Origin of the sequence: Dorea amylophila (genome assembly GCF_025567265.1) — a bacterium.
Lineage (GTDB): Bacteria > Bacillota > Clostridia > Lachnospirales > Lachnospiraceae > Dorea_A > Dorea_A amylophila.
The window spans coordinates 24,663-38,235 of the sequence record NZ_JAOQJW010000017.1 but is presented as its reverse complement, the minus strand read 5'-3'; the positions used below and the strand labels follow the sequence as shown (position 1 = coordinate 38,235).

Annotated in this window: 12 protein-coding genes; 10 read left to right on the top strand and 2 right to left on the bottom strand. The window is 40.7% G+C overall.

All coding sequences use genetic code 11. From position 1 onward, the window contains the following. Window positions 1–10: 10 nt before the first annotated feature. Together OCV72_RS11360 and OCV72_RS11355 are read right to left on the bottom strand one after the other, a co-directional pair. Window positions 11–1,726 carry a sensor histidine kinase gene (locus OCV72_RS11360; protein ID WP_055283897.1) on the bottom strand — a complete coding sequence of 572 codons (1,716 nt, stop codon included), beginning with the start codon at window positions 1,724–1,726 and terminating at the stop codon, window positions 11–13. A 67-nt stretch (window positions 1,727–1,793) separates the two neighbouring features. After that, window positions 1,794–2,519, bottom strand: a complete 726-nt coding sequence (locus OCV72_RS11355) for a response regulator transcription factor (protein WP_055283895.1) — start codon at window positions 2,517–2,519, stop codon at window positions 1,794–1,796. Between the two features lie 297 nt (window positions 2,520–2,816). On the opposite strand from OCV72_RS11355, the gene OCV72_RS11350 reads away from it, so the two are divergent. The 10 genes from OCV72_RS11350 to rplI all read left to right on the top strand — a co-directional run bounded on the left by OCV72_RS11350 (window position 2,817) and on the right by rplI (window position 13,568). Next, complete coding sequence (locus tag OCV72_RS11350) at window positions 2,817–4,163, top strand: ABC transporter substrate-binding protein (protein ID WP_055283893.1); 1,347 nt, start codon at window positions 2,817–2,819, stop codon at window positions 4,161–4,163. 35 nt (window positions 4,164–4,198) lie between these two features. After that, window positions 4,199–5,101 (top strand): carbohydrate ABC transporter permease, encoded by a 903-nt coding sequence (locus OCV72_RS11345; protein ID WP_028088569.1) that lies wholly within the window; start codon window positions 4,199–4,201, stop codon window positions 5,099–5,101. 2 nt (window positions 5,102–5,103) lie between these two features. After that, a complete protein-coding gene (locus OCV72_RS11340; RefSeq protein ID WP_055283891.1) occupies window positions 5,104–5,946 on the top strand; it encodes a carbohydrate ABC transporter permease in 843 nt (280 codons plus the stop codon). A 49-nt stretch (window positions 5,947–5,995) separates the two neighbouring features. Further along, window positions 5,996–7,027, top strand: coding sequence for a Gfo/Idh/MocA family protein (locus OCV72_RS11335; RefSeq protein ID WP_028088567.1), 1,032 nt, complete (start codon window positions 5,996–5,998; stop codon window positions 7,025–7,027). 115 nt (window positions 7,028–7,142) lie between these two features. Continuing rightward, a complete protein-coding gene (locus OCV72_RS11330) occupies window positions 7,143–7,697 on the top strand; it encodes a hypothetical protein (protein WP_155515231.1) in 555 nt (184 codons plus the stop codon). 87 nt (window positions 7,698–7,784) lie between these two features. Beyond that, window positions 7,785–8,711, top strand: a complete 927-nt coding sequence (locus OCV72_RS11325; RefSeq protein WP_055283887.1) for a nucleotidyltransferase family protein — start codon at window positions 7,785–7,787, stop codon at window positions 8,709–8,711. Next, window positions 8,712–9,830 carry a phosphotransferase enzyme family protein gene (locus tag OCV72_RS11320; RefSeq protein WP_055283885.1) on the top strand — a complete coding sequence of 373 codons (1,119 nt, stop codon included), beginning with the start codon at window positions 8,712–8,714 and terminating at the stop codon, window positions 9,828–9,830. It abuts the gene before it with no gap. 11 nt (window positions 9,831–9,841) lie between these two features. Beyond that, entirely contained in the window at window positions 9,842–10,864 is a 1,023-nt protein-coding gene (gene galE, locus OCV72_RS11315; RefSeq protein ID WP_044925843.1) for a UDP-glucose 4-epimerase GalE, read from the top strand. Between the two features lie 191 nt (window positions 10,865–11,055). Then, window positions 11,056–13,119 carry a DHH family phosphoesterase gene (locus OCV72_RS11310; protein WP_055283883.1) on the top strand — a complete coding sequence of 688 codons (2,064 nt, stop codon included), beginning with the start codon at window positions 11,056–11,058 and terminating at the stop codon, window positions 13,117–13,119. After that, a complete protein-coding gene (gene rplI, locus OCV72_RS11305) occupies window positions 13,119–13,568 on the top strand; it encodes a 50S ribosomal protein L9 (protein ID WP_028088561.1) in 450 nt (149 codons plus the stop codon). The genes OCV72_RS11310 and rplI overlap by 1 nt, the downstream gene beginning before the upstream one ends. The last annotated feature ends 5 nt before the right edge of the window (window positions 13,569–13,573 follow it).

Below are 13,573 nucleotides of genomic sequence, written 5' to 3'. Positions count from 1 at the left end.
TAAAAAAATACTAAGTTGTAGTTTGCTGCTTTGCATTCAGATGCAAAGTGACAGAAGTATGATTTGGGATACTGTCAATGGAGAGACCATAATTATTTCCTTCATAAAGTCTTATCTTATTATGGATATTGATCACACCGATATTGTCAGAGGTTCCGGAAGGTGAATTGTTAATAAATGTGATTTCTTCTTCCAATTTCCGAGTTAGATCGTACAACATTTCTTTGGAAAATCCGACTCCATTATCTGTGACAGCAATGTACAGATCATCTTCTGATCTGGTAGTCTTTATGGTGATAATGCCGCCTTCTTCAATCTCATCCAGACCGTGGAAAATAGCATTTTCTACAATTGGCTGCAGAATCATTTTGGGAATCAGGCAGTCTTTTGTATTCTCAGAGACTTCCAGTTTATAAGTGATCCTTCCCTGAAAACGAACTTCGATCATATACAGATATTTGTCGATGATATTCAATTCATTTTCCAAAGGAACAAGAAAAGCACCTTTGATAGAGTAGCGGAACAAATCTGCCATATTTGTACAGATTTGTGCGACTTCCGGAATATCATGCATCAGAGAAATCCCACGCATACATTGTAACATATTATAGAGAAAATGTGGGTTGATCTGGCTTTGATATGCATAAATTTGCGTCTGTTTTTTATTTAGTTCCATTTCATAAATTCGCGCCTGTGATTCAATGTCACGCTGGTTCAGAGAAGAAATCCTGTCAAGCATATGGTTCACATGAGAAGCGATGGAGCCAATTTCATTTTTTGCGTTTGTCTGAATGTGCAGTTCATTATTTTTATAGTCAAGATTTTCGATTGTTTCATTCAGCTGATGAATCGGATGGATGATCAGGTGTTGTACAGCAAGAATAACTAACAGTATGTATACAAGAAGCAGAATCGCAAGTGAGAGCAGGAATTGAGATTCCTGACCCTGTAAAAGATGGATCTGTCCGTTATAAGCGATGGCAGTGATATCCAGATTACTATTGGAAAGCTCCATGGTTTTTTTGAAGAATTCAAAATTATTACGTGCCGGGATATGTCTTCGGGCAACGGCATTTGAATACAATATCTGATTGGTAGTCCGGTCAGAGATTGTCAGTGAAATATCTGTGGATGCATTTACCAGTTTATATAATGCATTAGTTTTGCAGATGATGGCGATGTTGCCAATGTATTTCCCAAAGTTTTCAGAAAATGAAGTAAGATATATTGGTGCAAAATATATCATGTAAGGGGTGTCGGTTGCGGGCTGTATGTAAAAACGAAAATAAGAGGCTGTATCATTCCGGCTGTCTTGAAATTGATTTACAACAAAATCTTCCATATCAGCAGGAATGTAGCTAATCAGACTTGTTACAGAAGTCTGATCCCACATAAGGATATCTATCAGTCCCGGAGTGTAAGACTGCGCCATGCCAATCAGCTCAGAGTAAGACTGCCGCTGAAGCTGATGAGAATCAGAAGATGAACTTTCAAGATATGCCTGTGTTTCTTTTTGAGATGAAAATACAGTGGCTGTTTTCTTCATACTGGTGGTCATGGAAGAGACATTTACATTAATATTTTCAAGTGTAGAGATACAATAGTTCTTTAATTCCTCATTCTGACTCTTGTGCAGATGGATAATGATACAAAAGTTAATTACGAGAATAATACAGACCGGAATTAACAGAAGTGCAATAAATTGGCGGAAAAGCGATTTTTTCATAAGTATCAAACCTCGCAGATATCTTTTTGGTGTTCAAATAAACGGTAAAGCCGTCATTGGCTGTTTTTTAATGTGGAAGAGTACGATATTCTTTTGGAGAATATTTGCAGTATTTTTTAAATACTTTGCTGAAATAAAAGTAATCTTTAAAACCAACCAGGGAGGCAATCTCTTCCAGAGAATAATCGGAATTATGAAGCAGGTTCTGAGCTTCCGTGATCCGAAGTTCTGTAAGATAAGCGGAAAATGTCTGGCCAAGATATTTTGTAAAAAGTGAGCAGCAATAATTCGGATTCATATTAAACTCTGCGGCCAGAGATTTTAATGTCAGTTTTTCTGAAAAATGAGTGATTATATAGTTCCTCAATCCTTCAAAATTCTCATCAAGATAGGACGGCTCCGGTGTAATAGTCTTTCGGCTGTCGAGATGATTCTTGGCACGGTTCAGTGCTTCTGAGGTTTCATGTGGATCCAGTGGTTTCAGACAATATCCGGCAACGCCGTAAGAAATTGCCTCCTGTGCATAGGAAAAGTCACTGTGACCACTGACAATAATGAATTCACAGTTAATCTTCTGATTACGGACACTTTTGATGAGTTCCATTCCTGTCATTCCGGGCATTCGGATATCTGTAATAACCAGGTCGGGTTTTTTAGAGATAATGGCAGGAAGTGCTTTCTGCGGTGTCCGATAAGAGCCGACAATTTCAAATCCCATATCTTCCAGAGAAAAAGTTTTTTCTATATCAATGATTGTCCAGGGTTCATCATCGATGATAATTGCTTTATACATAATGCGTACACCAACTTTCACAAAAATCTACAATATTGTGCACAAAAATCCTACTTAAAGTATAAATTCAATATCTATTAAAAAGCAAGCAAATTTATAAATATAATAAAACATCAAGACAGTTGATGAATACATGGATGAAATATCAGTATGTTAAATAAGTATCAAGAATATTCAGAAAAAATGTAAAATACTCATAAAAAAACACAAAAAACTGAGTTAATTACATGTCAGTGAAATATTGAATTTTATATAATTAAATCAACAAAAACGACCATAACAAAAGGAGGAGATGTTATGAAAAAAAGAAGAAAAGTTCTTTCGGTTATGCTTTGTGCGGCAATGATAGCTAGTCTGGCAGCCTGTGGAAGCAAGGGCGATGACAAAAAAAGCAGTGATGATGGTGGAAAAGTAAAGCTGACATTCTCAACATCCGTATATGTTGAAGAACCACATCAAAAAGCAATCGATGCATTGCTTGAAGCATACAGCAAAAAAGAACCAAATGTAGAAATTGAAATTCTTGGAGCTGGTTATGATGGATATTGGGATAATATCACAACTGAGATTCTTTCAAACAACGAAAGTGATATGATTCAGGTATATCCAGAAAACATTTCTACATATAACGCAATCCGTGATGGCGGAACATTTATGGATCTTTCAGAATACATGAGCGACGATCTGAAAGAAAAACTGGTCGGACAGGATATGTGTGATGTAGATGGACAGACACTGGCAATCTCTAGCTATGCATGGGGAACAACCGGAATCTTCTATCGTAAATCCATGTTAAAAGATGCAGGTGTAAATCCGGATGAGATCAAGACACAGGAAGACTTCAGAAAAGCATGCAAGAAGTTTACAGACGATGGAAAATATGCAATGGGCGTTGTATCCGGAACACATGCATTCACAGTCAGTGAGTGGAACCGTCTGATCGCAAGACCTGTATCAAACGGACTGTACTTCCCGAACGGAGAGTCAGAGCCATATACAGCTGACAATGTAAATATCAATGCACCTGAAAATGTATGGGCAGCTCAATGGTGGCAGGATTTTATCTTGAAGGATAAAGCAGCAAAACTGGTTACAGATAAGAAAGACTCCAGAGAAATGTTCTGGAACGGAGATGTTCCATTCAACATGGATGGTCCTTGGTTTGTGGGAATGTGCAAAGAAAGAGATGAGTCTTTAATGGATGATATCGGAATCATTCCACAGTTTGACGTTGTATATGACGGAACAGCATATAAACCGAATCCGACAAATTATCCACTGGTAACAATGATCAGCAAGAATTGCAAACATCCAAAAGAAGCTTATGCATTCCTTGAGTGGATGACAACAGATGAAGCACAGAAGATTATCGCTGACTGCGGTATGATCCCAAGTAACACAGATTACTCTACAAGTGATGAATATATTCAGAATCACGAGTTAGAGCACAAGATCGTTGAGTTTATGCAGAACAACTACACAGATCTTGTAGCTGATCCTAACATCTCTCAGCTTGGAGAAATTTCTCAGATTATGCTGGATGCAGCACAGAAGATGTTCTCAGAGCAGGCAGCGGATGTACAGGAAGAAATGGATTCGGCTCAGAAACAGGTAGAAGAAGTTATGAGCAGAGATGCTGAATAGTAAGTAGAAAAGATTAAGTAAGGAGTGGTCCATCAATGAATCAGACAAAGAAAAATGGTAATTGGAAAAGAAAAATGGAACCATATGCCTTCCTTGTTCCACTGGTACTGATATTATTCCTGTTTCTGGTTATCCCGTTAGTAAAAGCAGCGATCATGAGTTTTCAGTATTATTACGTAACAAAACCATCGCCGAACGGACACTATTTTGTGGGACTTGAGAACTACGGAAAAGTATTACAGGATGAATATTTCTTCAATTCCGTAAAAGTAACACTGATCTATATCGTAGTAACCGTTGCAGGAAGATATATCATCGGATTTATTACAGCATTGTTATTAAATACAAAGTTTTTGGGACGTGGTCTGGCACGGGCACTGATCATCATTCCGTGGGCTGTTCCGGAAGTTGTAGCATGTCTGGTATGGATCTTAATGTATGACAAAGATTATGGAATCATCAATTTTCTGTTGAATAATGCCGGAATTCTGTCACATAATATCGCATATCTTCAGGATGTGTCGGTTGCTCTTCCGGCAGCAATGGTTGTTAACATATGGAAAGGTTTTCCGTATGTTGCAATCATGCTGCTGGCAGGCATGCAGAGTGTATCTACAGATCTGTATGAGGCGGCAGATATTGACGGTGCGACAACATTTCAGAAAATCCGGTACATCACGATTCCGGCAATCCGTTCGGTATCAACAACAGTATTCTTACTGTTGATTATCTGGACGATCAAGGATTATGCAATTGCATATGTACTGACAAAGGGAGGTCCATCAAGGGCGACAGAACTTCTGACTATTTATATACAACAGACAGGATTTAAATACTTTGATTTTGGAAAGGCTTCGGCGGCTGGTATGCTGATGCTCCTCGTAGCGCTGGCATTCACATTCTTCTATTTCAAGGTCCTGAATAAGGAGGAGGAATAGATATGAAAAAAAGAACAGGTAGAAAGGTAATTACAGTAATTTTGGTTGTTATTGTGTGTATGTTCGCACTGTTCCCGTTTGTATGGATGATTTCGACATCATTTAAAACGGCAGGAGAAGTATACAGCAAGACACCGTCCTTTATCCCAAAGGCAGCAACTATGCAGGGATACAAAGAGATGCTTACAACCCATTCCACAACATTTAACTTTATGCAGTGGTTGGGAAACAGTGTAATAGTATCACTGTTGACAACAGCATTTTCCATGATCATTGCTACATTAGGCGGCTATGGAATTTCAAGATTCCGTTTTCGTGGAAGAGGATTTTTATCTTATTTTATATTAACAACACAGGTACTTCCGGGATCACTGTTGATCATTCCATTATATGTAATTATGGGGAATCTGCAGCTTCTGGATACAAAGATTGGTCTGGTAGCAGCTTACTGTACATTCTCCATTCCATTTTGTACATGGATGATGAAGGGATTTTTCGATACGATACCAATCTCCCTTGAAGAAGCAGCAAGAGTGGACGGAGCAGGAAGATTCAGAATTTTTGCAACGGTAATCCTGCCGTTGACAGTACCGGGTTTGGTAGCAACGGGTATCTTTTCCTTCATCAATGGATGGAACGAGTATTTATTTGCCAGCACATTTATGAAGAGTTATGAAAATTGGACGCTGCCAATCGGAATTGCAAGCTTCTCAGGACAATATGCGACGAACTGGGGAACATTGATGGCGGGAGCGGTGCTGATCACCTTGCCGGTAGTGATCATGTTCTTATTACTGCAGAAACATCTGGTAAGTGGTATGACCGCTGGAGCGGTAAAACAATAAACAACAGCAATATTTTTAATGTGATAAAAGTGAACAGGAGGATGCAATTATGGAAATTAAACAGATCAGAATGGGTATTGTAGGAGCTGGTACATGGGGACGCACACATGCGTCAATATATGCAGAACATCTTTTTGCAGATCCGGTAGCAATCTGTGATATGAATGAAGCGAGAGCAAGAGAGATTGCAGACGAATTTGGAATCCGTAAAGTATATACAGATTATCATGATATGGCAGCTGATGAGGAGATTGATGCAGTTGCAATCGTAACACCTGATTTTGCACATGCTGATATTGCCTGCGCTATGGCAGATGCAAAGAAAGATATTCTGATCGAAAAACCGTTGGCAACAACAAAAGAAGATATTGCAAGAATCTGTGAGGCAGTAGAGAAAAATGGTGTACGCTGCATGGTAGACCTTCATAACCGATGGAATCCACCGTTTAATACGGCAAAACAGGAGATTTCTTCAGGAAAACTCGGAAAACCATATACAGCATATATCCGTCACAGCGATGTGAAATGGGTTGCAACAGATATGCTTTCATGGGCTTCTAAATCTTCTATCTTATGGTTCCTTGGAAGTCATAGTCTGGATTCCTTAAGATGGCTGGTAGGATCAGAAGCAAAACGAGTATATTCGGTTAAGAAAGAAGGCATCTTAAAAGGACTTGGCGTAGATGTACCGGATATCTATCTTACAACAATTGAATTTGAAAATGGCGTAGTAGCCCATATGGAAAACGGATGGGTAACACCAAACGGAAACCGTAATATTAACGACTTCAGATGCAGTGTCATGTGTACAGAAGGAATGATCAGTCTTGATCTTTCCAGCCACAACCTGATCGAGGAAGTAACAGAAGAGAAGGCAACTGTGCCGGATATTCTGGTATCAAATATGGTATTTGACCGTTGCAAGGGTCTGTCTTATGAAAGTATCAGAGATTTCGTAGATCGTCTGGTAGATGGAAAAGAATTCAGAGTAACTTTGGAAGATTCCAGAAGAACTGCGCTTGCAATCATCGCAATTCTTGAATCAGCAGAGACGGGAATGCCGGTAGAAGTTGAATATTAATCGTATGAATAAAAAAGAAAGCGGGAGAGAATGGGAATCTGTTCTCTTCCGCTTATTTTTGCCCGGAAGTATGATATAATGAAGAACAGTGATGAAAGACAAGGAGGAAGTATATTTGGACAAAAATTTTGGTTCAATGCCGTTGGGAAAAAAGGTAGAATATCTATGGATGTACTATAAGATATGGCTGGTCATACTTGCAGTGGTAATCGGTGTTATCTACCTTGGCTGTACGATGTACAAGGGCAGACATACGACAGTTCTTCTGAATGTAGCGGTCACAGGGGGCGATTCGCAGAAGGCAGAAGAATTGAACAAAGATTTCTGTAAATACGCAGGCATTGACGAAAAGGACGGGATCATCCGGATACAGGCGAATATTCCGGAAGATGGAGGGAGCCTGTCCTCAAAGACAGCGCTGACAACGCTGGTAGGCGCAGATGCAGTGGATGTACTGATCTGTAGAGAAGATGTATATCAAGAGTACAAAAAACAGGATGGTTTTCAAGAAACCATTGATTTTCCGGAAGATAATATGCTTAAAAAGAAGAAGATTATTTCTTATGATGATGCGCATGCGGCTATTATGGTGAATGCACGGAATAAGAAAATGGCAGAAAAATTCATCAGTTATCTGGAACAATTAAACCACATAAATAATGCAAATTAAGAAAATAATAGGATAAAGATTTCTGGAAATAGTTATACTACAATGAATCTAGAAACGAAAGATCCTAAAGACATGGAGGTAATTATAATGAATAAACCAGTATTAGTGATCATGGCAGCAGGAATGGGAAGCAGATACGGAGGTCTGAAGCAGTTAGATCCTGTAGACAATGACGGACATATTATCATGGATTTTTCCATGTATGATGCAAAGAGAGCCGGCTTTGAGAAGGTCGTATTCATAATCAAACACGAGATCGAAGAAGAGTTCAAAGAGCATGTGGGAAAACGTATGGAAAAATACATGGACGTAGCATATGCTTATCAGAATATCGACAACATTCCGGAAGGCTATGAAGTACCGGAAGGACGTGTAAAACCTTGGGGAACAGCACATGCTGTGTACAGCTGTATGGATGAGATTGACGGACCGTTCGCAGTGATCAATGCAGATGACTATTATGGAGTAGAAGCATTCAAGCTCATCTATGATTATCTGTCTACACATGCAGATGATGATAAGTACAGATATACAATGGTCGGATATCATCTTGCCAATACGGTAACGGACAACGGATATGTATCCAGAGGTGTATGTGAGACGAATGAGAATGGAGAATTGATATCCGTAACAGAACGTACCAGAATCGAAAAGTACAACGGCGGCGTTGCATACACAGAAGACGACGGTAATACATGGGTACAGGTACCGGATGATATAACGGTATCTATGAATATGTGGGGATTTACAAAGAGCATCTTAGAAGAGATCAAAGCTGGATTCCCGGCATTTCTTGACAAAGGACTGCAGGAGAATCCTATGAAATGCGAGTATTTCCTGCCAACTGTAGTAAGTAATCTTCTTGCGGAAGACAAAGCAACAGTATCGGTACTGAAATCCGCAGATAAATGGTATGGAGTAACTTATAAAGAAGATAAACCGGTTGTGGTTGCAGCCATTCAGAGAATGAAAGACGAAGGACTGTACCCGCAGCATCTTTGGGAGGGAAAATAAATGAATCCTGTAACACGGGAACAAAGAGATGAAGCGATTGCACATTTTAAATATGAAGGAACATTAGTAAAGGACTGTCCATACGGAAGCGGACATATCAATGATACATTTCTTCTGATATTCGAGATTGCCGAGATGGGAAGAATCAAAGTCATTCTTCAGAGAATGAATTCTACGGCATTTCCAAAACCGGTAGAAGTCATGGAGAATATCACAGGAGTAACGTCATTTCTGAAAAAGAAGATTATAGAAAATGGCGGAGATCCGGAACGTGAGACATTGAATGTGATCCCGGCGGTTGATGGGAAACCATATTACATAGATTCTACGGGAGATTACTGGAGATCTTATAAATTTATTACCGATGCAAGTACCTATGATCTGGTAGAGAAGCCGGAGCAGTTTTATGAAAGTGCGGTGGCATTCGGGAATTTCCAGAGTCTGCTGTCTGACTATCCGGCGGAGACACTGCATGAGACGATAGAAAAGTTCCATGATACGAGAAACCGGTTTGCGCTGTTTAAGAAAGCAGTGGAAGAAGATGTTATGGGAAGAGCAGCTTCTGTAGAGAAAGAGATCCGGTTCGTTCTCGAAAGAGAAGAGCTTGCTAATTGTTTTGCAGAAATGCTGGACAGGCATGAGCTTCCACTTCGTGTTACACACAATGATACAAAATTGAATAATGTTATGCTGGACGATAAGACCGGGAAAGGAATCTGTGTGATCGATCTGGACACAGTTATGCCGGGGCTTGCGATGAATGATTTCGGGGATTCCATCCGTTTCGGTGCAAGTACGGCACTGGAAGATGAGACAGACCTTACGAAAGTATCCTGCAGTATGGAATTATTTGAATTGTATACGAAAGGATTTTTAAAAGGATGTGCCGGAAAGCTGACAGCTAAGGAGATCGAGCTGATGCCGATGGGTGCAAAGACGATGACATTTGAATGTGGCATGCGTTTCCTTACGGATTATCTGCAGGGAGATAAATATTTCAGGATACACAGAGAAGGTCATAATCTTGACAGATGCCGTACCCAGTTCAAGCTTGTTGAAGATATGGAACAAAAGTGGTATACTATGAACGAAATCGTGAAAAAGTATAGTAACAACTAGGAGGTACTATTGTGGCCAAGAAAATATTAATTACCGGAGGAGCCGGTTATATCGGAAGTCATACGGCACTGGAACTTCTGAATGAAGGATATGAAGTGGTTGTATATGACAATCTTTGTAATTCATCTAAAGAATCTTTAAAAAGGGTAGAAGAGCTTACCGGAAAGACGATTACATTTTATGAAGGGGATGTAATGGATGAAGCTGCATTGAAGGCAATGCTGGAAAAAGAAGGCGTAGATGCGGTTATCCATTGTGCAGCACTGAAAGCAGTCGGAGAATCCGTACAGAAGCCATTAGAGTACTACCGTAATAATATAACAGGAACTCTGACACTGATGGATGTTATGAAACAGACCGGTGTTAAGAATATTGTATTCAGTTCTTCTGCAACTGTATACGGAAGTCCGGAAGAGATGCCGATCACAGAGGAGTGTCCGAAGGGACAGTGCACAAATCCTTATGGATGGACAAAGTCTATGATGGAACAGATCATGACAGATGTACAGAAGGCAAATCCGGATATGAATGTCATTCTGCTTCGTTATTTCAACCCGGTCGGAGCGCATGAAAGCGGACGTATCGGAGAAGATCCAAAGGGAATTCCGAATAATCTGATGCCATATATTTCGCAGGTGGCAGTAGGAAAGCTTGAAAAACTGGGTGTGTTCGGGGACGATTATGATACACCGGACGGAACAGGAGTCCGTGATTACATTCATGTAGTAGACCTTGCAAAAGGACATGTGAAAGCAATTGATTATATCTTCAGCAATCCTGGACTTGACGTGATCAATCTTGGAACAGGTGTGGGATATTCCGTGCTTGATATGGTAAAAGCATTTGGAAAAGCATGTGGTAAGGAGATTCCTTACGAGATCAAGCCGAGAAGAGCAGGAGATATCGCAATGTGTTATGCAGATCCTGCAAAAGCAGCGAAAGTTCTTGGATGGAAAGCAGAAAAAGGTCTGGACGAGATGTGCGCAGACACATGGAGATGGCAGTCACAGAATCCTAACGGATATGAGGCATAAATGAAAAAGGAATTTAAGAAATAAAAACATAGACAGATGGGGAACACTTAACAGAACGTTAAGATTTCCCATCTTTCTTTTTATGATAAGAAATGGTATAATCATCACGTATATAAAGTGTAATGTGAGATGCCATCGGCATTTTGTAGTGCAAAAGTAGTGAGTAAGACTCACGAACAGAGGCGAGAATCATGGAAAAAAAGAATGAAAATGGAAAGGTGCAGCTGAAAGGCCAGTTGAAGCTTTATATTCAGTGGCCGGCAATCATGGCACTGCTTTTGATCGCAATGGATCTGTGGGTGTATGAGATGGATCACAGAGCGGGAATCCTGATGGCCGTATTCGTGCTGATATATATCATCATGGTAGGCGGACTGTATTTTTACAGTAAGAATATCATCATGAAGGATCTCGTGGAATTTGCTGCACAGTATGGCATTGTCCAGAATACGCTGCTGAGGGAACTGTCGATTCCCTATGCAATCCTGTTAGATGATGGGAAAGCAGTCTGGATGAATGACGAATTCGAAGCAATTCTGGGCGGAAAGCCAAAAGGAGAAGCTTACATCAGTAAATACATTCCGGAATTGAACCGGAGTATATTTCCAAAAGAGGATCAGCAGAAGGTCATGATGGAAGTATATTATGATGATAAGGAATACCAGGCAGAGCTGCGCAGGGTATCGGTAGAGGGATTCAGCGATACGGAACAGCTTATGGAATTGCCGAAGGAGAAGGAATATTTCATTGCGGTATATCTTCAGGATGTTACAGAACTGAACCGTACGATCAGGGAAAATGAAGAACAGAGAATGGTTGCAGGCCTGGTATACATCGATAACTACGATGAAGTGATCGACAGTGTGGAAGAGGTCAGACAGTCACTTCTGATGGCTCTGGTAGACCGTAAGATCAACCAGTATATTGCAAAAGTTGACGGAATCGTCAAGAAGCTGGAGAATGATAAGTATTTCATTATCATCCGAAAGTCTTATTTTAAACAGTTGGAAGAAGATAAGTTCTCCCTGCTGGATGATGTAAAGTCCGTAAATATCGGAAATGGGATTCCGGCAACACTTAGTATCGGTCTGGGACTGAGTTCCGATTCTTATGCACAGAGTTATAACTATGCGCGTGTAGCGATCGATCTTGCACTTGCAAGAGGCGGCGACCAGGCTGTGATCAAGGACTGTCACGGTGTTACCTATTATGGTGGAAAGCGAGAACAGACAGCGAAGAATACCCGTGTAAAGGCGCGTGTAAAAGCCGAGGCACTGCGTGAATTTATCACGGTCAAAGATAAGATATTCGTTATGGGGCATAAGCTGACAGATGTGGATGCGTTCGGTGCGGCAATGGGAATCTATCGTGCGGCACTGGCACTGGAGAAACGTGCTTATATTGTGATCAATGAAGTGTCAGCATCGCTCAGGCCTTTATATGAATTATTCGAACAAGATCCGGCTTACCCGGATGATCTGTTTTTGACATCGTCACAGGCGATGAATATGGCAGACGAGAATTCAATGGTAGTCGTTGTAGATACGAACCGTCCGATGATGACAGAGTGTGAGGACCTTCTGAAGACAACGAAGACGATCGTGGTATTGGATCATCACAGACAGAGCAGTGACAATATTGATAATGCGCTGTTATCTTATATTGAGCCATATGCCTCATCGGCTTGTGAGATGGTATCAGAGGTATTGCAGTATATTGTAGATGGGATCAAGATCCCGAAGATTGAGGCGAGCAGCCTGTATGCCGGCATCATGATCGATACCAACAACTTTGTGAACAGTACCGGAGTCCGTACTTTTGAAGCGGCAGCATTCCTGAGAAGGTCCGGTGCAGATATTACGCTGGTAAGAAAGTTGTTCCGTGACGATATGGAATCTTACAGGGCAAAAGCGGAGATCATCAGCAGTGCAGAAGTGTACCGTAACAAATTTGCCATTGCAAGGGGTGTGGATCTTCACATTGAAAGCCCGACGATCATCGGGGCACAGGCGGCAAATGAATTATTGGACATCAGTGCGATCAAGGCATCATTTGTATTAACAGAATATAATGGAAGAATATACGTCAGCGCACGTTCGATCGATGAAGTTAACGTACAGATCATCATGGAACGTCTGGGCGGAGGCGGTCATATGAACGCTTCAGGTGCACAGTTTAACCATACTGATATGGATGAAGCGGTAGCCTGCTTAAAACAGGTGATTGACGAAATGATAGAAGGAGGAGACTTGTAATGAAAGTTATTTTGACAGAAGACGTAAAGTCACTTGGTAAAAAGGGAGAGATCGTAAACGTCAGCGACGGATACGCAAGAAACTTCATCTTAAAGAAAAATAAAGGTGTAGAAGCTAACGGAAAGAATTTAAATGACCTGAAATTAAAGAAAGCGAACGATGACAAGATCGCTCAGCAGCAGTATGAAGATGCCCAGGAACTTGGCAGAAAGATCGAAGCAGGAAAGATTGAAGTTGCGATCAAGATGGGTGAAGGCGGCAGAGCGTTCGGCTCTGTATCTTCAAAGGAGATTGCAGAAGAAGTCAAAAAACAGATGGATCTTACAATTGATAAGAAGAAAGTTCAGTTAAAAGAAGCAATCAGAACACTGGGAACACATACGGTTCCGGTTAAGCTGCATCCAAAGGTAACGGCTGAGCTGAAAGTTGTTGTAAAAGAAGAAGCATAGGAGGA